The organism is Chlamydiales bacterium, assembly GCA_041395025.1.
GTDB lineage: Bacteria > Chlamydiota > Chlamydiia > Chlamydiales > JAAKFR01 > JAJACP01.
On the sequence record JAWLBH010000001.1, the window covers coordinates 734,524 to 756,325 of the forward strand.

17 protein-coding genes and 1 tRNA gene are annotated in these 21,802 nt (G+C 36.9%); 8 read left to right on the forward strand and 10 right to left on the reverse strand.

Annotated elements, in window-relative coordinates:
• Nucleotide 1 precedes the first annotated feature (1 nt).
• The 3 genes from groL to R3E91_03340 all read right to left on the reverse strand — a co-directional run bounded on the left by groL (nt 2) and on the right by R3E91_03340 (nt 3,407).
• Complete coding sequence (gene groL, locus R3E91_03330) at nt 2-1,684, reverse strand: chaperonin GroEL (GenBank protein MEZ5315227.1); 1,683 nt, start codon at nt 1,682-1,684, stop codon at nt 2-4.
• A 20-nt stretch (nt 1,685-1,704) separates the two neighbouring features.
• Complete coding sequence (locus tag R3E91_03335; GenBank protein ID MEZ5315228.1) at nt 1,705-1,998, reverse strand: co-chaperone GroES; 294 nt, start codon at nt 1,996-1,998, stop codon at nt 1,705-1,707.
• Nucleotides 1,999-2,159: 161 nt separating this feature from the next.
• Nucleotides 2,160-3,407 carry a DUF1343 domain-containing protein gene (locus R3E91_03340; GenBank protein ID MEZ5315229.1) on the reverse strand — a complete coding sequence of 416 codons (1,248 nt, stop codon included), beginning with the start codon at nt 3,405-3,407 and terminating at the stop codon, nt 2,160-2,162.
• A 168-nt stretch (nt 3,408-3,575) separates the two neighbouring features.
• Here R3E91_03340 and R3E91_03345 point away from each other — a divergent pair, with 168 nt between their 5' ends.
• Nucleotides 3,576-5,510 (forward strand): UvrD-helicase domain-containing protein, encoded by a 1,935-nt coding sequence (locus R3E91_03345; GenBank protein MEZ5315230.1) that lies wholly within the window; start codon nt 3,576-3,578, stop codon nt 5,508-5,510.
• 32 nt (nt 5,511-5,542) lie between these two features.
• Nucleotides 5,543-6,883, forward strand: a complete 1,341-nt coding sequence (gene rpoN, locus R3E91_03350; protein ID MEZ5315231.1) for an RNA polymerase factor sigma-54 — start codon at nt 5,543-5,545, stop codon at nt 6,881-6,883.
• Between the two features lie 32 nt (nt 6,884-6,915).
• Here the strand turns inward: rpoN and R3E91_03355 are convergent, their stop codons facing one another.
• Nucleotides 6,916-7,731, reverse strand: a complete 816-nt coding sequence (locus tag R3E91_03355; protein ID MEZ5315232.1) for a hypothetical protein — start codon at nt 7,729-7,731, stop codon at nt 6,916-6,918.
• 325 nt (nt 7,732-8,056) lie between these two features.
• Here R3E91_03355 and topA point away from each other — a divergent pair, with 325 nt between their 5' ends.
• Nucleotides 8,057-10,549 (forward strand): type I DNA topoisomerase, encoded by a 2,493-nt coding sequence (gene topA, locus R3E91_03360; protein ID MEZ5315233.1) that lies wholly within the window; start codon nt 8,057-8,059, stop codon nt 10,547-10,549.
• Nucleotides 10,550-10,596: 47 nt separating this feature from the next.
• Here topA and R3E91_03365 read toward each other — a convergent pair whose 3' ends face one another.
• A complete protein-coding gene (locus R3E91_03365) occupies nt 10,597-12,222 on the reverse strand; it encodes an FAD-dependent thymidylate synthase (protein ID MEZ5315234.1) in 1,626 nt (541 codons plus the stop codon).
• Nucleotides 12,223-12,592: 370 nt separating this feature from the next.
• On the opposite strand from R3E91_03365, the gene hemB reads away from it, so the two are divergent.
• Nucleotides 12,593-13,609: a porphobilinogen synthase gene (gene hemB, locus R3E91_03370; GenBank protein ID MEZ5315235.1), complete on the forward strand. Its 1,017-nt coding sequence runs from the start codon at nt 12,593-12,595 to the stop codon at nt 13,607-13,609.
• On the opposite strand, the gene R3E91_03375 is transcribed toward hemB, so the two are convergent.
• From R3E91_03375 to R3E91_03385, 3 genes are read right to left on the reverse strand one after another with little or no spacing between them, the layout of a single operon-like run.
• A complete protein-coding gene (locus R3E91_03375; GenBank protein ID MEZ5315236.1) occupies nt 13,590-15,710 on the reverse strand; it encodes a YjbH domain-containing protein in 2,121 nt (706 codons plus the stop codon). The genes hemB and R3E91_03375 overlap by 20 nt on opposite strands.
• A gap of 18 nt (nt 15,711-15,728) precedes the next feature.
• Nucleotides 15,729-17,081 (reverse strand): Na(+)-translocating NADH-quinone reductase subunit A, encoded by a 1,353-nt coding sequence (locus R3E91_03380; protein ID MEZ5315237.1) that lies wholly within the window; start codon nt 17,079-17,081, stop codon nt 15,729-15,731.
• Between the two features lie 27 nt (nt 17,082-17,108).
• A complete protein-coding gene (locus R3E91_03385) occupies nt 17,109-17,525 on the reverse strand; it encodes a hypothetical protein (protein MEZ5315238.1) in 417 nt (138 codons plus the stop codon).
• 154 nt (nt 17,526-17,679) lie between these two features.
• On the opposite strand from R3E91_03385, the gene R3E91_03390 reads away from it, so the two are divergent.
• Nucleotides 17,680-19,848: a GreA/GreB family elongation factor gene (locus tag R3E91_03390; GenBank protein ID MEZ5315239.1), complete on the forward strand. Its 2,169-nt coding sequence runs from the start codon at nt 17,680-17,682 to the stop codon at nt 19,846-19,848.
• A gap of 2 nt (nt 19,849-19,850) precedes the next feature.
• Entirely contained in the window at nt 19,851-20,471 is a 621-nt protein-coding gene (gene rdgB, locus R3E91_03395; GenBank protein ID MEZ5315240.1) for an RdgB/HAM1 family non-canonical purine NTP pyrophosphatase, read from the forward strand.
• On the opposite strand, the gene R3E91_03400 is transcribed toward rdgB, so the two are convergent.
• The gene (locus R3E91_03400; GenBank protein MEZ5315241.1) at nt 20,460-20,684 is read right to left on the reverse strand and encodes a hypothetical protein; all 225 of its coding nucleotides are present in this window, start codon (nt 20,682-20,684) and stop codon (nt 20,460-20,462) included. The genes rdgB and R3E91_03400 overlap by 12 nt on opposite strands.
• Nucleotides 20,681-21,358 (reverse strand): uracil-DNA glycosylase, encoded by a 678-nt coding sequence (ung, locus tag R3E91_03405; protein ID MEZ5315242.1) that lies wholly within the window; start codon nt 21,356-21,358, stop codon nt 20,681-20,683. Before ung ends, R3E91_03400 begins: the two co-directional genes overlap by 4 nt.
• Before the next feature lie 53 nt (nt 21,359-21,411).
• Here ung and R3E91_03410 point away from each other — a divergent pair, with 53 nt between their 5' ends.
• Both R3E91_03410 and R3E91_03415 read left to right on the forward strand, forming a co-directional pair.
• Nucleotides 21,412-21,666, forward strand: coding sequence for a hypothetical protein (locus R3E91_03410; GenBank protein MEZ5315243.1), 255 nt, complete (start codon nt 21,412-21,414; stop codon nt 21,664-21,666).
• A gap of 5 nt (nt 21,667-21,671) precedes the next feature.
• Nucleotides 21,672-21,745, forward strand: a tRNA-Pro gene (locus tag R3E91_03415).
• Nucleotides 21,746-21,802 lie beyond the last annotated feature (57 nt).

Below are 21,802 nucleotides of genomic sequence, written 5' to 3' on the forward strand. Positions count from 1 at the left end.
TTTACATCATGCCGCCCATGCCGCCCATCATATCCATACCTCCCATGCCGCCCATGCCGCCCATGCCGCCACCCATTGGAGGAGTCGGAGTATTTTCTTTTGGTTTAGGAACATCAGTAATCATAACTGTGGTTGTTAATAACAAACCCGCAACTGATGCAGCATAGCGAAGCGCTGACTTCGTTACCATGACAGGATCAATAACTCCTGCTTCTACAAGATTTTCAAACTTATCAGTGAGTCCATTGTAGCCCCAGCTTTCTTCTTTACTTTCAAAAATTTTCTCAGCAATGAGATTTCCTTGTTTGCCACAATTTTTTCCAATCGCAGTTGCAGGAGCAAAAGCCGCTTCATAAATAATTTTTACACCAACTGCTTCATCTCCAACAAGTTTTAATGAATCTAAAGATTTTATCGCCTTAAGCAATGCGACTCCACCTCCTGGAACAATCCCTTCAGCAACAGCAGCACGTGTTGCATGAAGTGCATCTTCAACTCTTGCCTTTTTTTCTTTCATTTCAGTTTCAGTGAGTGCCCCGACTTTAATGACAGCTACTCCTCCAACTAGTGTGGCTAAACGTTCTTCAAGCTTTTCACGATCATAATCAGATGTAGTGTGTTTGATCTCATGTCTAATTTGAGCTTCTCGCCCTTTTAAACGACTGATATCACCCATACCATCAATAATTGTTGTGTTCTCTTTTGTAATCTTGACCATTTTAGCTTGTCCAAGAACATTAGGATCTACATCTTCTAGCTTAAGGCCAATATCTTCTGAAACTACAGTTGCACCAGTTAAGCAAGCCATATCCTCTAGAACAGCTTTGCGTCGATCTCCAAAAGCTGGAGCTTTGACTGCACAAATAGGCAGACCTCCTTTTAATTTGTTCACGACTAAAGTGGCAAGCGCTTCAGAATCTATATCTTCTGCGATAATCAATAAAGGTTTTGGTCCATGTTCCATAGTTTTTTCAAGAATAGGAACTAATTCTTTAGCTGAAGAAATTTTCTTATCAACCAACAAAATATGTGCCTTTTCTAATTCAACACTCATATTTTTAGGATTAGTAATGAAATAAGGAGAAAGAAATCCTTTATCAAACTGCATTCCTTCTACTACATCAAGAAAAGTCTTAATGCCTTTTGCCTCATCAACAGTAATAATCCCATCTTTTCCTACTTTTTGCATTGCCTCAGCAATAATCGCACCGATATCATGATCATTATTCGCGGAAATCGTCGCGATTTGTTTCACTTCTTCATGATCTTTTATTTCTTTTGAGAGTTTAGAAAGAGCCTCTGTGAGTTTTTGCACTGCTTTATCAATGCCGAGTTTAAGGCTCATTGGATTACATCCTGCAATCACATTTTTTATACCAGCCGAGTAAATGGCTTGAGCTAGAACAATTGCTGTTGTTGTGCCATCTCCTGCTTCGTCAGATGTTTTTGAGGCCACTTCTTTAACCAACTGTGCTCCCATATTCTCAAACTTATCTTTTAAGACAATTTCCTTTGCAACAGTCACTCCATCTTTTGTTGAGAGAGGCGCTCCAAAGCTTTTTTTAATAACAACATTACGTCCTTTTGGACCTAAAGTGACAATGACAGCTTTAGCTAACTTAGAAATGCCCTCTTGAATTGATTTCAGAGCGCTGTGTTTAAATTGAAACATTTTAGCCATAATGATAATACTCCCTTAATTAATTAAACCAATACGCCCAAAACATCATCTTCAGACAGAATAAGATATTCATCTTCTAAATCGGCGTTCTTAACTTCAGTTCCTGCAAATGAAGAAAAGAGGATACATTCACCGACTTTCACAGTTAAAGGTTGTAGGTTTCCTTCTTCATCTCTTTTTCCCGCTCCCACAGCAACAACTTGGCCTTCTTTAGGTTTTTCTTGAGCTGTATCGGGTAGTAGAATTCCTCCTTTTCTCTTTGGCGCTTTCGAGCGTTTTATCAAAATACGATTGTTAAGAGGTTTAATCTTACTCATTTTTTTGATCTCCTCAATATAGATTATTGATTTATTGAAGCGAAATTTTATAGAAGAGATGCAGTTCATGTCAAGATGGAAATACTATTTTTAGCAGAAAAGAGTTTACAGTGCTAACAAGGTAAAAAATGGGATCTAAGTGCGACTTATTAAATGAAACCTTAATGATAAGCAGGGTTAAGATATCGAGCTCGTATTGGGATGAAATCTTGACGTGCTTTTAGACAAACTTCTCTTAGTTTCCAAATAATATAAGATTCCTCACAAAGAATAGTCAGCACTAGATCTGAACCAATCAGTTTATTAAAGACCTCTCTTTTACTAGGCGAAGCAATCATCTCATTAAGAGCCTTATAGAATTGAGTAGGATAGAGATTTTTGATTACTCCCATAATTGTGCACTGAGTAGTGAAAGGGAGATAACAATTTGGATCGGTGATGATGATGCGAACACCTTGACAATTTTCTTTTTCAAATTTTCCATAAAAGGGACGAAAATAATAAGGTTGAAAATAGACTCCAGGTAGGGCTTGTTTATTCATTTCTGAGGCAAATTTCTCCGCTTGAACCCATGGGGCACCAACTAATTTAAAGGGGAGAGGATATCCAATCCCAATACTCGCAATAGAACAATGACCAATTAATCCGGTGGTAGGATAATAATAAGGGGTATCAGATTCAGGAATTTGAGGACTTGTTGGAACCCAAGGAAGACCAGTTTGAGCAAAAGTCTGGCCTCTTTGCCATCCTTTCATCGGGATGACAATTAAATGACAACCGATTTTATACTCACTATTAAAAAAATGTGCTAACTCTCCTATCGTCATGCCGTGACAATAAGGAACATTCATATAGCCAAAAAAAGAACGCCAAGCCTCTAAGACGAGAGGTCCATCCACAACAAGCCCTCCCATTGGATTAGGACGATCAAGAACTACCATTAAAATTCCTTGCTTTGCAGCTGCTTCCATGCAGTAGCAAAGAGTAGCTAGAAAGGTATAGGAGCGAGATCCAATATCTTGAATGTCATAAATCAGCACATCGATTGCTGAAAGCATGGTCTCCGTAGGGCGTTTGTGGTTTCCATGAAGACTATAGATAGGAATCCCTTCAATTTCTTGATCTTCTATTTTTTCATCAGCGTAGGCATCCCCATAAAAACCATGTTCTGGTGCAAAAAGAGCAACAAGTTGATAATTTTTTGCATGCTCCTTAATTAAATGAAAAGTAGTTTTGAAAGCACAGTTCATGGCTGATTGATTAGTAATCAGACCTATGCGTTTGCCTTGCAAAAAAGATGGCGTTCCATGGGTAAAGAGAAGATCAGCTCCTACTTTGACATTGGCATTCAAAAAAAAGGGGGAAAAACAGTACAGTAAAACCCATAAATTTTTTAGCATAGAGCGCATGAGATTTTTTTAAAGATTAATTCATTATTTTTAAATGATTTTTTTATTAAAAATTTCATTAAAATTGATATAAGAAAATAAAATTACTTAAATTATTTTAAAATCTTTCCTAATTTTTAATAGAACAAAGCTTATCAATTAAAGATATGGATTGCAGTTTTTCATTGTATGTTAAAGAAAAAAGATTTTCTAAATACACTCAATCCACATCAGATCCAAGCAGTCAATCATATTGAAGGTCCACTATTAGTTTTAGCTGGAGCAGGTTCAGGAAAAACACGTGTAGTCATTTATCGCATTGCTCATCTCATTCAATCAGGTATTCTTTCTTCTGAGATTCTAGCTGTAACTTTCACAAATAAAGCAGCTAGCGAGATGCGTGAAAGAATTTACAAATTTTTTCCTCAATTTGATCCTCCCCTCATCTCAACCTTTCATAGTCTTGGAACAAAAATCCTCCGCGAATCGATTCATCATTTAGGATACTCACAGAACTTTATAATATATGATGAAGAAGACGTGAATAAAATTCTCAAGCGATGCTTAAAATCTTCGGAAATCTCTAAAGAAACAAAAACATTTCGAGGGTTAATTTCCCATGCTAAAAATACCCTACAAGATCCTCTCGACATTGATCTTTCAATTTATCCGGATCAGATCCAAAAGCATTTTCATAATGTTTATTCTCTCTATCAAACCCATTTAAAAGAATCAAATGCTTTGGATTTTGATGATCTTCTCTATTTAACCGTCTATTTATTGCAAAATTTTCCTAATATTTTAGCTGACTATCAACAAAAATGGTCCCATCTTTTGATTGATGAATACCAAGATACTAACCATGCTCAATATATGATCGCTCGCTTAATTGTTGGAGAAAAATGCAATATTTTTGTTGTTGGAGATCCTGATCAATCGATTTATTCCTGGCGAGGAGCAAATATTGAGAATATTCTCAATTTTGAAAGGGATTATCCTGGGGCAAAAGTGATCTGTCTTGAGCAAAACTACCGTAGTACGACTAATATTTTAGATGCAGCTAATGCCTTGATTCGACATAACAATTCACGCTATGAGAAAAGATTATGGAGCCCATTAGGTGAAGGAGAAAAAATTGCACTTTTTATTGGTTCTACAGAAAGAGAAGAAGCTGAATTTGTTGTGAATGAAATTCATCATCTTCATACTCTCCATCAAATTCCATTAAATCAAATCGCAATTTTTTATCGCACAAATTTCCAATCCCGTCTATTTGAGGATTTTCTTTTGCGTCAACGCACTCCTTATACGATTGTAGGGGGCATTTCTTTTTATCAAAGAAAAGAGATTAAAGATCTCCTAACTTTTTTACGTATGTTAATTTCTAATCAGGATCTAGTCTCTTTTGAAAGAACAATTAATCTTCCCAAAAGAGGGTTCGGCTCTGCGACTATTGAAAAGATTCATCAAGGATCTGTGGAGCAAGCACTTCCTCTTTTTACTTATTGTGTCAAATTAATACAAGGAGAGATCGAAAATATCCGTTTATCAACAAAACAGCTGAAATCCCTTAATGAATATGTCTCTATTATCTTAAATTTACGTCATATCAAAGGAACGATTTCTTTAAAACAGCTTGTAATGGAAACCATTCTGCAAACTCATTATCTTGATTTTTTACAAGCAGATAAAGAAACTTTTCAAGATCGAAAAGAAAATACTAATGAACTGATTGCTAAAGCCCATGAATGGGAATTAATGAATAATTCAAATGATTTAGACAATTTTTTAGAAGAACTCTCATTAAAAGGCTCAATTGATGAGGCCGATATTCTTCAAGATAAAGTGAATTTGATGACTTTACATAATGGCAAGGGATTAGAGTTTACAGTTGTCTTTCTTGTAGGAATGGAAGAAGATCTATTTCCTCATATCAATTCTTCCCATTCCTTTGAAACTCTTGAAGAAGAGAGGCGTCTTTGTTATGTTGGTTTAACAAGAGCCAAGTCAAGGCTTTATCTTACAGCCACTGAAACTCGTTTTTTATGGGGTAGACATCGCATGATGCGTCCTAGTCGTTTTTTAAAAGAAATTCCAAAAAAATATCTAGAACGCTTTCATTGATTCTGTTAATCAAGGTGGGTGGGGGGATAAATATGAGGCGGATAGAACAAGCCACATCTCAAAATGTGCAGCAAATTCAGCGGCTGATTTTATCTCCACAAATGCAACAAGCCCTTCATCTTCTTCAACTACCTATATTAGAATTAAATACAGCCATCGAAGAAGAGGTCGTAAATAATCCTCTATTGGAAAAAGAAGAAGGATTTTGTTCTGATATTCGTGGCAGAGAAACAAAAAACACCCATAATAGAGAGGATTTGCATCATTTCATCGAAAACACTGTTGCCTATGAAGAATCACTCTACGAACACCTTATGGCTCAAGCTCGAGAGGTTTTTACAGAAGATTCGCAAAGAGAGAGGGCTGAATGGTTGATTGGAAACTTTAATTCTGATGGATTTCTGACTTCTTCCCTCGAGGAGGTCGCTACTTTAGGAAGTTATGAAATCAAAGATTTAATACCGATCTTGTTAATATTAAAGACATTTCATCCTTATGGAGTCGGAGCAAAAAATTGTCAAGAAGCATTGCTGCTTCAACTCGATGCAGCTGGAAAAAAAGGAACGATGGCTTTCCAGATCATTGAAAATCATTTTGATGATCTCATTCATAACAAAATACCCAATATCGCTAAGGCATTTTCTTGTTCTCCTAAAGAGATACGTAAAATAATCATAGAAGAAATTTCAAAACTCGATCTACATCCTGGAACTAATTCACCAGCTGGACATTATCGTCAGTTGAGTCACAACATTACTCCTGATTTATTTATCAAACATTTAGAGGGAAATTTGTTAGTAGAAGTCAATGATCAAAATCTATCCAATCTAAAACTCAACCATTTTTATTTAGATATGTTGAATGATCCTTCTGTCTCTAATGCAACACGAGATTATATTTATGAAAAAATCTCCTCAGGAAAATGGCTAATGCGCAATTTATACGAGCGCAATAAGACACTTCATCGGATCGGTGAAGAATTACTTCGATCTCAACAAGCTTTTCTTCTCGCACCCAAAGGGGAACTAATCCCAATGACGATGAAAGAATTAGCAGAGAAATTAGATTTGCACCCCTCTACAATTGCACGTGCAGTCTCACAAAAATATGTGAGCTGTCCGCGTGGGATCTTCCCTTTGCGTACATTTTTTACACATACTTACATCACAGATCATGGAGACAACATCTCTTCACAAGTTATCAAAGAAACCTTAATACAGATGATTGATAAAGAAAATAAACACACACCTCTTTCAGATGAGAGCATTGCCAAAATGATTCAAAAGCAAGGGATTCCTTGTGCTCGACGCACGATTGCTAAATATCGACATGAACTCAAAATTGGCAATACTGCTCAGCGTAGAATTCATTAAATATGATCCACTAGATTGGAAAAAATAGCGGATTATTTTATCGAAAAATCCCCATCTGATTTTTTAGAGATAGTGACATGAGAGGGAAAATAGACAGAATAAATCTGTTGCCATCGTGTTTGATTGAATTGCATTTTCATTGCATAGCTTAAAATCGCTTGCTTTTTCAGCTTTGCAAACTGGATGATTTCCTCATCTTTTAAACGCACCATTACAGCCAAAGCTTTCTCTTTGCCAACGATTTCTCCAATATTTTTACAAGCTTTAGAAAAGAAAAACTGAGCTTTAAACAAACGTATCATACCATAACTCAATAAACTAAAAATATTGATATATATAATATATTCATAAGGGGTAAGTAATGCGATCAATCCAGTCAACCAAAGAGAAGTGACAAAAAACAGGCTCTCGCGAGAAGAGCGAAAAAAGGGACCGAAAAAACGACGAAATCGTGAACGACTCGTTTGGTAAGCTAAAATTTCTTCAAAGATAGGTTCTTTAAAACCGCCTCTGATAATATGTACAAGTTCATGTGCAAAGATTTCTTCACGAGAATATCCAAGATAAAAACTCTTTTTTTGAAAAACCTTACGCAATTGGAGAAGATATTGATGATTTTTTATCCAAGTACATCCTCCTTCCCAAGGGTATAGAGATGCGTTACTGTAATCCACTTCGACCCAGTCTGGTCGGATATCAAATAATTTGAATGCTAATTGAGAATCAAGATGAGGCTCTCTTTTGAGAGCCTTTTGACAGCGAAGGGAATATGCTTCTATCGATTCATCAGGTCCCTGAATTAAACCTCTTTGGTTATAGCTTAATATTTTCTCCGAGAGCTCTTTCACATTCACCTAAATTTTTTTACAAAAAAATCGATAGGTTTTAGAGAGTTTATTGTATTTTCTAATCTAGAACCTAGCTAAACAAATAATTTAAAAAATATATTTTATATTAAACCTTATCTAATTCTATTTCAAGTGATTTGAATTGAATATCGCATGATATGCAATAGGAAAATCAGATGATAAAACACTCAAAAAAAATGGAAGGGAGCATAAAAACCCTATATTTCTTATGATAGCATTGCTGCCCATGGAGAAATGTCTACTTGTGAAAAAAACCGATGATCTGTTGAATGTTTTTTTCGATAATGCTTATTAATGAATCATCATGGGAAAATCTCTGATCATCGTTGAGTCTCCAGCAAAGATCAAAACTCTTAAAAAATTTTTAGGAAGTGATTATCTATTTGCTTCTTCTATAGGCCATATTCGTGATTTACCTTCAAAGGGATTTGGGATTGATATAGATCATGATTTTGAACCTGATTACCAAATTCTTTCTGATAAAAAAGAATTAATTAAAAAACTCAAAAAAATGGTTAAAGAATGTGAGACCATTTATCTCTCTCCAGATCCTGATCGTGAAGGAGAAGCCATTGCTTGGCACATTGCCGCTCTTTTACCTGCAAAAACAAATATCAAGAGAGCGGCTTTTCATGCGATCACTAAAGAAGCTGTCTTAGAGGCTTTAAAAAACCCTAAAAAAATTGATATGGCGCTTGTAAATGCTCAACAAGCCCGTCGCCTTCTTGATCGAATTGTAGGTTATAAAATCTCTCCCATTTTAGCACGTAAACTACAACAACGCTCAGGTGTATCAGCAGGTCGCGTGCAGTCTGTGGCTTTAAAACTGGTAGTGGATAGAGAAAAAGAAATTGAAGCCTTCAAACCAGTGGAGTATTGGAATATTGCCACAATTTTACAGAATGAAGGAGCTTCTCAAACATTTCCTGCTCGTCTTTATATGGTGGATGGAAAGAAGTGGGACAAAGAACCAGCAAAAGACAAAGAGCTTTTCGTGATTCCTGATAAAAAGAGAGCAGATCAAATTGTGAATCGACTAAAGAAAGCACAATATCATGTAGACAAAGTACAAAAAAAAGAGAGACAACGTCATCCTGAACCTCCCTTCATTACTTCCACTCTGCAACAAGAAGCAAGTAGACATTTTCGTTTTACTGCCTCTAGAACCATGAGAATTGCTCAGTCATTATACGAAGGTATTGATCTTAAGAAAGAAGGGACTGAGGGACTCATTACTTATATGCGTACTGATTCAGTCCGCGTTGAACCACAGATCATTAATGCTGCTCGCAGTTTTATTTCTTCTCATTATGGGAAAGACCATCTTCCTCCTCAACCTAAAGTTTATGTGACAAAAAAAACAGCTCAGGATGCCCATGAAGCGATTCGTCCTACAAATATTCATCATCCACCTGAATTAGTGAGTCCCTATCTAACTCATGATCAAAATCTGCTCTATGCATTAATTTGGAAGCGATTTATCACCTCTCAGATGGCGTCCGCAATTTACGATACTGTTTCTGCTGATATTGCCACAGACCAAGGTCTCGTTCTACGTGCTACAGGATCGGTTATAAAATTTAAGGGATTTTTAGCTGTTTATGAAGAAAAAAAAGATGAAGAGAAGAAAGAAAGCTCTACGCTCCTTCCTCCTTTACAAGCTGGGTTTCCCTTAAAATTGATTGAAGTGACTTCTGAACAATCTTTTACTAACCCTCCTCCCCGATTTAGTGAAGCTTCTTTAGTCAAAGAATTAGAAAAATCAGGGATTGGCCGCCCTTCTACCTATGCGTCTATTATGAATAAGATTCAGGGGCGTGATTATACAATCAAAGAACACTATTGCCTTAAACCCACAGAACTTGGTCGCGTGATTGCTCAATTTTTAGAAGATAATTTTAAACAAATTATGAATATTGGATTCACAGCGGAAATGGAAGATACGCTTGAGCAGATTGCATCAAATCAAAAGGAATGGAAAATAGTGATCCGTGAGTTCTGGGAGCAATTCATTCCCACTGTTACGATTGCAGAAAAAGAGGCTTATGTTCCAAAAATTGATACTGATATTCCCTGTCCTCTCTGTAGAAAATCTCACTTACAAAAGATCTGGTCTAAATCCCGTTATTTCTATGGCTGTGCTCATTATCCAGATTGTAATTTTACAGCTTCATTGGAAGAACTCAGTTTCAAAAAAGAAGATTATGCTCCCGATTTTGAATGGGAGCAGCCCTGTCCTATATGTCATGAGAAAATGCAAATTCGTCACGGACGTTATGGTCCCTTTTTAGGTTGTGTGAAGTATCCAGATTGCAAAGGAATCATTAATATTCCTAAAAAAGGAGAGCATATTTCTCCTACACCTTCTTGTCCTGCAATCGGTTGCGATGGAAAAATTGTCTCTCGACGTTCTCGTTTTGGTAAGCTATTTTATTCATGTTTAAATTTTCCAGATTGTGATGTCATTGTCAACGATCTCTCGCAAATCCAAGAAAAATATCCTAATCACCCTAAAACCTCGTATCAAAAGAAAAAAGCAGGAACGAAGAAATTAGGACAAGGAGGGCGTCGAAAGCTGACTCCCTCAAAGAATCTTGCAAAGCTTATCGGAGATCATCCGATCACACGTGGAGAAGCGATCAAGAAAATTTGGGAGTACATAAAAACTCATGACTTACAAAATCCAAAAGATAAACGTGAAATTATTCCCGATCAAGGGTTGTCTCTTCTTTTTGAAACAGAGTCACCCATTAGCATGTTTCGCATTTCCAGCTTGTTAAACAAGCATCTCGAATGATAGGACTGCAAGAGAAAATGATGTTCTCTAGAGTATTAAACTGATCATCAATTGACTTTTTTATCTTGTTTGCTTTGCTCTTGAGTTAATCGACCTAAATCATATCCTTCATAATCTACAAATTTGAAAAAGATTTCAAAATTAGGGCAAACCTCGATGACTTGACGTGCCATTTCTTGAGCCACATAACGATAATTAGGGTGACCAGATGGCTGTGAACGCAGTTCACAGATCCATTGGAGAGCACGCAAGTTCACATGAAAATACCAACGAACATGATAAGCCATTGGGACCACATACTGAGCTTCTTCTGGTAATTCTTTCGCAATTAAATCAAAGACATCTTTCGCCATATCCATAGCTTCTCGATAATCCTTTTCCATTGGAGTGCCGAGAATCTCATTGGGAATGAAGTAACCATAATTGGTAGTCAGAAGCTGTCTTTCTTGAGACAGCATACGGTGACGATGTAAGTCTCGATAGATACCAAAATCACCAATAATTTCAAAAGTGAACTGAGCTTGTTCTAGTGCACGAGGAGATTTTTGGCGACGACTTTCTCGCATTGAAGAGGCCGCTTCGAATATTTCCGCTATTTCCTCACTAGAAAGATGAGAACAGTGAGTTTGCAAATCCTCCAAACTACTATTCCCTTGATTAAAAAGCAGAGCAGAGGCGACTTTGTAGGGGCCTTTTATATCATAATCAATTAAACGAGGGCCAATTTTGTAATCGTTGTTTGTCACAAATTGACGAGAGGCTACATTCTTTAACTGTTCTTGCATTGACTCAAAGCACTGAGAAAAAGCTTCATGATAGTAATGATGTGACTCAGCCCGACGTACAAAGGAAGGAATGACTTTGGAAAGCTCTTGATAAGATTTTTTTCCAATATCTTGAAGCTCGGCAAGCATTTGGCATTGCAACTTATGGATCAATCCTTCCCAAAACCTTCCATTTCCATACAATCCCATATTTGTCAAGGTCCCAGCAGGAAGCAGGCCACGTAAGCAATCGAGGACTTTAGCACGTAAGGCAGCAAGGTAAGCAGTTTTTGATTGCCCAGACTCTTTAGGAATTTTTTGTTCTATTAAAGGGGTGAGCTGAGAAATTAATCTTGAATAGGTTTCAAATAGATGATCGCATGTTTTTAGAAAAGGCTCACGATAAGCAGAAGCCATAAGAATGGGTTCACGATAATAAAGGTATTGGTCATCTACCTTTTGATCAAAATAAATATAACGAGTCGATTTTTCCAGAGGTGAACCACCAATCCGTTTATCCTCTATGATTTTTGCAGCTAACATAGAGATATTTTCGATGCCTACATGAGCTCCCCCAAGTTCCCCAATCGAATCATCACCATACCCATCTAAAATGCGATCATAAAAGTTTTGAGCGCGTTGAATAGCAATGGTTTGATCTTCGTGATTTTCAAAGTCCCTCCCTTTTCCTTCGCCAACAATCGAATCAAAAGCCGTTTCTTCTCCTTGGATAAACTCTTTTAAAAGCAAGGCACGGAGACCTAAACTTGACCGAGAATAACGTGAAAAAAGCGCTCCTTTAATCACTTCCGGTAAATTACGCAAAACAAATACGTTACTTGAAGTATTAGTTACAAATTTTTTAAGAATACTAGCTTGTGTTGCATTGAAATCTAAATCATTTTTCATAAATTAGTCGTATTCCTAAATTTCAAAAAAATAAGCCTGCCATAAATTCAATCGGACAATCAAGAGAAAAGTCAGAGAACTATTTGTCATACAACATCCAAAAATTTTTTCATGCAGAATCTACTACTTTCTTCTAGCGTGACCTCAATATAGAACATTTGGTAAAAAATTGTTCATACCTTGTTGAAGGAAAGTAGACAAACTGATTGTTCTGAATTAGAATGTCGATATCTTCTCATTTTTCTACACATTATCAACAAAATATTAACAATCTGTTTACGAGAGGAAAAGTCGACTTATAAACATTTTCACATAGGAAGAAGAAGAGGAATTAAGTATTCTATATTTTTCTTCTTCAGTTTAGGTGCATATGAAAAACAGACCCAATTTATTCACTCCCCCCTATTATAGACCCCGTCGCAACAGAAAAAGTTCCGCTATTCGTGCATTAGTCACAGAAACACAACTTTCTTCTTCGGATTTAATTTATCCTCAGTTTGTTGTAAAAGGATCTAACATTAAAGATCCCATTCAAAGCATGCCTGGAATTTATCGATTGAGCCTTGATGTATTGTTAAAAGAGATTGAATCTCTGATTGAATGGGGAATTCCTGCGATTGCTCTTTTCCCTGTCATTGAAAGTGAATTAAAAAATAGAGAAGGAAGTGAAGCGATTAATCCTCGAGGAATTTTACAACAAGCGATTTTTTCTGTTAAAAAACATTTTCCTCAACTATGTGTCATGACGGACATTGCTTTAGACCCCTATACTTCCCATGGACAGGATGGACTAGTCGATGAAAATGGAGAAATTTTAAATGATCCTACTCTAGGTATTCTCAAACAAATGGCTTTGATACAAGCAGAAGCAGGAGCTGATATGGTTGCTCCTAGTGATATGATGGATGGACGTGTAGGGGTCATTCGGGCGGCTTTGAATGAAAATGACTTTGCTTCTGTTAATATCCATGCTTATACTGCCAAATATGCTTCAGCTTTTTATAGCCCTTTTCGTGATGCAATTGGTTTGAAATTTCCTGTAAAGGATAAAAAAACTTATCAGATGAACCCTGCAAATAGTCGAGAAGCATTGTTAGAAGCATTTTTAGATGAATGGGAGGGGGCGGATATTTTAATGATCAAACCCGCGATTCTTTACTTAGATGTAATTAGCAAAATACGTGCTTCTACAGCCTTACCTATTTCTGCTTATCATGTGAGTGGTGAATATGCGATGATCATGGCTGCGGCTCAAAATGGATGGTTAGATGAAGATCAGGCTTTACTTGAAAGCATACTGAGTATTAAAAGAGCGGGTGCTGATATGATTTTGACTTATGGAGCGATTAAAGTCGCTCGTCTTTTAGCTAACGGCGCTCTCTATTAATCATTTCAAATAGTTCTCGGCCTGTAGAAGTCGAGTAGCCTGCATCTCGAAGCCATGCCGCCATGCCATAATTCCAAATTTTTCGACTACTACATTTGTAGAAGAGATCAAAAGGAATTTCGAGGGCAATCCCTCGATCATAGTAGTTTTCTCCATGCATTTGATCGTGTGCATTGGTATACGTGATCCATCCAGTCAAGCGAATTCCATTCTCAAAATAACGTGTTACATCGAATCGTATCCCTTTGTCTCTCGCTAAAAACTGTCCCAAACTAACTTTCGTAAAAATTTTTAAATCAGAAAGATCGAGATAGAAATTAACAAACCATTGTCCCAACATCAAATAAGAGGTAAAATGTGGGGTATTTCCCTCAAAATAACGTATTTTTGATTGAAAACCAAATCCTGTATATTTACGTTTCTTGACAACAGCTCCTTCCATCCCCAAAGCTATCGAACTTTGCACCGGATACCACAAAATTTCCGTAGCTAAGCCGGCATAATTAATTTGAAAATATCCCCCTGAAAGACGTCCAAAGTAGCTTTTCCCAAAATTCCAGCTTTTTTGTATGTAAAAACGGTCCCAAGAGAGATTATGCAGTTGACGATAACGAATATAATCTGTGGCTACATTGAGAAGTTGAGAAGGAGCAAATAGATCAAAATCTGATAAGCCATGGATATCTGAAAAAAGAGTATTGCTTATTTGGATTTCATAAAACCAACGATATGGTAAAAATCCCTGTATATCCATTTTTAAACCACAATCATACTTCCATTTCCCACTAGAACTACCGAAAAAATTCTCCATTCTAGGACTGATTTTCATCTGCCACAAATGATAACGATGATCGAAAATTAAATGAGAAGAGCAGGAAGGAGGAGTAATTTCTTCACGAGGAGAGAGCGTATTCATTTCAAATGGAGAAATTGTATGATGAGCATAACGCATAAGAAATTCTTTTTTATAAATATATTGTTGGCAGGGAAGACCATAAGATTCTATTTGCACGAATATGGTTTCAATATTGGTAGGAATTAAAGCACCAAGAAGATATTGAAGACGACTACGAACCACTTCTTCTTCACGATACGCTTCAACTATGACACTCAACCAAAGAGTGGATTGATCTAACCAGGCTTTTGTTAATTGGAATCCCTGATCTTTTAAGGCATAACCTAAACTATGCACCATAATATCAACAGGACGCATCTCCCCAATCGATTGGTGATCAACTGGAGCGAGATAGAAGGGGGGATTATCCACTTTCGGAAGAAAACCGTTCGATTGTCCCCAATTATAATGTAACGAGCCAGCAAAAGAGTAGAGATACCCTCGGATATAACTCATTGAAAGCTCTACAGTATTATCAAAACTATACTTTCCACCAAAATTCATGGGTGTGTAAGAGGTTTTTCCCTTAGGATGAGGACTTTTTGAAACATTTGTTGGGTCATATTCTACAGTCAAACAGATGCCTTTCCACCATTTATGAGAAGTTTGGAGAAAAGGGAACCAATTCACCCCACCAAAAAAACCTTTAGAAGGACCTTGAGTATAGATTCCATATCCCCACCCCAAACTAGTTTCTAAGCCATAGTCAGGCCATACCTGAGTCCCGACAACGAAATAATTGGTAAACTTTTTAGATCCCATGAAATCATCGATACCAAAAGCAATTCCAGGTAAGCGATAAAAACTCTGTTCAGGATGGAGAATAGCCACTTTAAAATTTGCCCCTCTGTCCGCATAATTTCCGAATCCATACTTTCCAATCGTTGGATCTGGATATTGCAAAAAAATTCTATAATTTGCAGTAAACTCAAGAAAAAAAAATGGCTGTATCCTTCCATTGAAATTCAAATAAAGAGGTGAGTAAGCAGATCCTATTCCTATTTCTCCTTCACGAGTCATACGTGCTGAGTGCGTCATGAAATACCCTGTAGATAAGAGATAGTTAAATGTCATCGGAAAACGCGTTTCAAGTTTACGATCACAATTCGCTACAATCTCAAGAGCTTGTAAAAGTTCATGAAGCGATTGATCAGCGATGAGAATAAAAGAAGATAAAAGTAAAAAACATAATAGGATCCTTCTCATAAGAAGGAAATTAATACCCTAATGTCCCATTTCTTTTGAATATCTGTGTAGACCAGTTTTAACGATTTGCATCATTTCAATTTTTGAAGGACAGATAAATGTAGCAAGAGCAAAATCCTCACTTGTGACTTCTAACAGCCCTAAGCATTCAGCTAGTTCAAAATCCTCCGCAAGAATTGCTTTTATTAAATGCATCGTAGGAATTTGCATCGGCATGACACGTCTATAAATATTGCCATCTATAAAAGCACGCCTTTCTCCATGTTGGTTAGTAGTAAATGGATACCCTTTCCGAGGGGGACGCACATGACCTGTAAAATATGTTTTTGTTGCGGTAAATTTATCAAAACCAAGGCGAAGAAAATGCAAGAGAGGACGCAAATGATTCTCTGGAAGAGCTGTAAAAACGATTTGGTAAAATCCTAAAAAATCCTCCTCTTTTGCCTCAGTCCCAGTAATTGGGTCACCAGTAATCAAACGTAAGGGTAAATTTTTTAACCGATTGTGCACAAGAGCTTTCACAGGAAAACCAATGCGAGATTTAAAAAATCCTCTCTTTTCTTCCCTGATCCCTCCTCCTCCAATTCCTAAAATACGATCGATAAAATAATGTCCTTCAGTTGCCATTTTCCCAACTGTGATGACATCAAGAGTGGATAAAGTCCAAACAGAGTCGCTGACACTTCTAATCGGGGCAATTTCATGAATATGGAAGGAAGAAGTTCCTGCTGGATGTGGACCAGAGACTGTGTGTTTTTGTACTCCTTCTGCTTGAGTCAATGCAGTAGATGTAGAACCTTCTTTATAAACAAGATGTAACTCACCTTTCGTAAGTTTTTTCATAGTATCCAAACCTGCTTGAAAATAGGCTTCGTATCCTTCCAATTGGATTTCAGCAGAAGGAGTAAAGGGCAGGGTTTCAATCGCTCGCACAAAAATAGCGCGAGGAAGAGAGTGGGGATGAGCAATTAAATCAAAAGGACGCATTCGAATGTGGGGAAAAAGGCCGGTTGCCATAAAAAAATTTAGCGTGTCTTCTTGAGAAGCTCTCGAATTTAACGTTTGATGGGAGAAATAGGTTTCATTTTCATCTAGATCAATGATGATCTGACTCAATCGTCTTTTAAGACCCCGTCGGATTTCTCTTACCAATCCTCCAGCCGGAGAAACAAACATTTGCCCTCTTATGGATTTATTCTCAATGATTGGTTGACCAATCTTAACTTTTTCTCCAACTTTTACGTGTAATTTGAAACTGAGCTCTTCAAAAGCATCAAGATTAAGAGCGATCGTTTTAGGTGGTAGTAAGTCACCTACTTCTCCTTCTGGCTTCCCTTCAATAGGGATATCAAGGCCTTTTTTAACAACCATCTTCATAATCAGCGATTATATTCAAAATTAAAGTGGGATCCAGTGTTTTTTCTTCGCAAAACGATTAGGTTGTTTCTTTCTCTTTTTCACAAGATTTTCTTTGAATTGCTCATCTCCAATAATAGACTGAGCAGCCCTTTTGTATTTCTGACAAGCAGCTTTAACTTTTTGCAGAGCTTGCCACTCTTCTGGAGTAAAATTATGAGGATTGGCAGCATAACTTTCTAGCTGCTCACGATTCATCCCCGTACGCTTATAAATCTCTTCCGCTTTTTCATTCAAATCATCCAAACGTTGCTGTGTTTTACTAATGATTTCAGAATAATCTCCTAACCTCTCCTCACGTGCTTCCTCATCAGATGGAGGTTGTATATCGAGATGAATCCCATACATAGCTAAAACTTCTTCTAATGCTTCGCGTACCTCTTCTTCACTATCAGACATACCTTACTCCTTAAAAATTTATTATATATTTAATATCCAATAAAAATAAATTTTTAATCTTTAAAAGACAATTTAGATAAAAAAACATCTATCAATTTTTTATTGATTATTTTTCCTCATGAATGTAAATTTTATGGAAAACTAAATTAGTGGCATGAAAATGAGTTATTTAGAGGATTTTAATCTTCTGATTGAAAATGATGAACTAGCAAATTTCTTACGTCTCTGGGAAGAGTACTGCATGGCTCATGAGGTAGATATTGAAGAATTAAATAAAATTCTCAGATTAATTAAACATTCCTCTTTTTCCAAAACCTTTGGTCAATTAGCTGAAACCATTCTGCCTTTATGGAAAAAGGTGCACTCATCAGATCACGCATATGAGACTCTTCGCTTGATGATTGACCTGCAGACGACTCATTCTCCTCTTCTTGCGGATTTAGCGACTGATTTTCTAAAGTATCATTATGGAAAAGATAAGGATTTTAACAGTAAGCTCCGTATCGTCGGTTTATTGACTCGAGATGCTTTCCAAGGAGCTATTTCAAATTACGAGTTGCTGACTCATATGAAGAAAGGCAATTTTGTCTTCCACACAGGAGGATGGGGTGTGGGAGAGGTGATGGAGATTTCCTTTCTCCGTGAACATGTTATTTTAGAGTTTGAGGGAATTAGAGCTTTGAAGGATCTCTCTTTTGAAAATGCTTTTAAACATCTTATCCCTCTAGAGGCTGACCACTTTCTCTGTCGCCGTTTCAGTAATCCAGATGGCTTGGAAAAAGAAGGAAAAAAAGATCCAATCTCTTTAATTAAGCTGCTTTTAAGAGATTTAGGACCCAAGACAGCTCAAGAAATAAAAGAAGAGCTATGCGAACTTGTCATCCTAGAAAAAGACTGGCAAAAATGGTGGAATTATGCCAGAGGCAAGGTGAAGAAAGATACAGAAATTGAATTTCCCAAATCTACAAAAGCCCCGTTTGTCCTGAGAAGCAAAGCGATGCCGCATGAGGTTCATTTTAAAGAGTCTTTGCAAAAGACATCAGACATCGATCATCTTATTCTCATTATTTATAACTTAACTCGTGATTTTTCTGAGATTTTAAAAAACCTGGATCTCAAACAACAAGTGAAAACTATTCTCTTAAAAGCTCTTGAAGATGATTCGAATTTTCCTGAGCGAACGATGATTAGGAAAATTCAAACCACCTATCTTCTAGAAGATATATTTCCAGATGAATTTTCTGGTCAATCTGCCAAGTTAATGGAAGAGATGGAGAATATTGTATCTATTTTGCCGCTTATTGAAATTAATGCTTTTAAAAAACGTACTTTGACCATCATCCGTACCCATCGCCAGGATTGGAATTGCATTTTTTTTGACCTGTTTTTTGTTGCACTTCCAGCCCCTATTCGAGATTATATATTTAAAGAATTGTACGCTTCTCCTGAAACAAAAGAGTTATTAAAAGAAAAAATTTATCAGTTACTCCACAAAATGACTCTCTATCCAGAACCATTTTTTTGGTATTTTCAAAAAATTGCTTCTGGAGATAATGTACTTGATGATCAACAAGAGAGCCAATTCCAATTTTTGGAAGCTTTCCTCATCCTCCTACATTTCATTGAAGATCAACCAAATTACAAAGATCTTGCAAAAAAGATGTATCAGACAATAGTGAAAAAACGTTACGCATTGATCCGCAAGATGCTCGTAGGAGCAAGCTTAGAGTATTTGAGAGAATTTCTATTGCTAGCTAGCAAATGTCATAGTTTTACGAAGCATGATCTTCGAATCTTACAAAATCTGGCAGAAGTCGTCCATCCGGAATTAGCTAAAGAGAAAAAGACTCAAGAAAAAGATCTAGATGTGATCTGGACAACCCAAGAGGGTTATCAAAAGACTCAGCAAAGAATCCGTGAAATTGGAGTAGAAACGATTGACAATGCTAGAGAAATTGAAGCTGCTCGTGCATTAGGAGATTTACGTGAAAATTCTGAGTATAAATTTGCTTTAGAAAGACGTTCTCGTTTACAAGCTGAACTAAAAAAGCTCTCACAACAGGTCAACAAAGCGCGTTTGTTAACGAAAGAAGATATTACTCATGATGTTGTGAATGTCGGAGCTGTGGTGAGTTTAATAGATGCGCAGGGAAAAAAAATTATCTATACTCTTCTTGGACCCTGGGAAGCAAATGTAGAGGAAAATATTCTCTCTTTTCAATCAAAGTTTGCCCAAACTATGATGGGTCATAAAAAAGGGGAAGTATTTGCTTTTCAAGGCAAAAAATATACAATCAAAGACATTAAAAGTTATTTGGGATAACAGTGGATTTAGTTCTAGCGACACGAAATGGACATAAGATCCGAGAAATTCGAGCTTTCTTAAAATCTCTGCAAGGATTGGATATCTATTCTGTTTTAGATTTTTCTGATTACCACTCTCCTCCCGAAACAGGGAAGACTTTTGAAGAGAATGCCTATTTAAAGGGAGAAGATGTAGCAAAAAAGTTGGGAAAATGGGCACTTGCTGATGATTCAGGACTCATCGTCCCTACCCTTGGAGGAATGCCAGGGATTTATTCATCTCGCTACTCAAGGGAGGGAGGAAGTGATAAGGAAAATTGCAATAAGCTTTTAAAAGAGATGGAACGATTAGATGGAGAAGATCGGTTTGCTTATTTTGAGTGTTGTATCGTTCTAGTCTCTCCGGATAGAGATTTTTGCAAAGTGGAAACGGGATACTGTGAGGGGATGATTGCTAAACAAGCAAGAGGAGGGAATGGATTTGGGTATGATCCTGTTTTTATCAAACACGACTATCATCAAACATTTGCTGAGTTGGGAGAAGTGTTAAAGAATCAAATTTCTCATCGTGCAAAAGCTCTCGAAAAAATCACATTAACGCTGGACAAACTATTACACAATCCAAGAAGTCTAGTCACCTGAAAGATTTTTCAGTGCCTTTTCAAGAGATTGACGAATTTCGTTAACTAGAGAAAAGGCATGATCATGTTTTTCTATTTCTAGTTTAAATGCTTCCAATTCTCTTGAAGCTTGTGAAGCTTCGAGCTCTTCTGCCTTATCGATATTTGTTTTGCCTATCGAAGCGCAAGGTTTAGAAGTTAATCTGCCAGAAAGAGGGGAAATCTCTTGATTCATAACAATGACCAATTAATAGGGGGTTTATTTTGTTTTTTAAGCAGTTCGTTAATTTTTGAAAAGTGGCGACATCCAAAAAATCCTCTATCTGCTGAATAAGGAGAAGGATGAGAGGCTGTTAAAATATAATGATGGGCTGCCAGTTTCTGGCACTTGGTTTGAGCTGATCGTCCCCATAAGACAAAGATCACAGAATCTGACCGATCACTGAGTTTTTGTATCACAGCATCGGTAAATTTTTCCCAATTTTTTCCATGATGAGAATGGGGCTGGTGGGCACGTACGGTTAGGATGGTATTTAACAGTAAAATACCCTGCTTCGCCCATCTAGTCAAATTTCCATGATTGGGAGGCAGGATACCAAGATCTCCTTGCATTTCCTTAAAGATATTTTTTAAAGAAGGAGGAATAGGAGTTTGATCAGGGACACTAAAACTTAACCCATGGGCTTGACCAGGACCATGATAGGGATCTTGTCCAACAATTACGACCTGCACCTTTTCAAAAGGAGTGTAGGAAAAAGCTTTAAAAACATTTTTAGGTTCAGGATAGACTGAAACTCCGGAGGCTCTTTCTAGAGCAAGAAAATCTGCAAGCTCTTTCATATATTCTTTTTTCCATTCCTCTTGTAGAGCTTCTATCCAACTGATTTCCATTTGTGGCGGAGCTTTCATAAAAAATACCCTATCCTATTGTCAGCTATAAGTCAAAATGGTAAATTATTCCCATGGAAAATCTAAAAGAGAATAATCTTGTTCGATTTAAAAATATCTCTAAAACAAAAGAGGGGATTTTTGCCAATTTTAAAGTTAAAGGAGTTCGTAATGGAACGACTTTTACAGCAGTTATTGCTGTCAATTTAGAGGCAGCTGACGTTGATTCTGGAGATCCATTAGAAAATATTATTGAAGCCTGTGCCCGTATAGGAGTCAAGGAATTTCAAAACAGTGACTTTAAGTTTGAAGGGCTTACTGCTATATAATCCTCCTGGGTGTAGCGCAGCTTGGTAGCGCACTTGCATGGGGTGCAAGGGGGCAGAGGTTCAAATCCTCTCACCCAGATTTCTTCTCTTTCCTTAAGAAATATTTTGTTCATACATTATCAAATCCTTTGTTAAT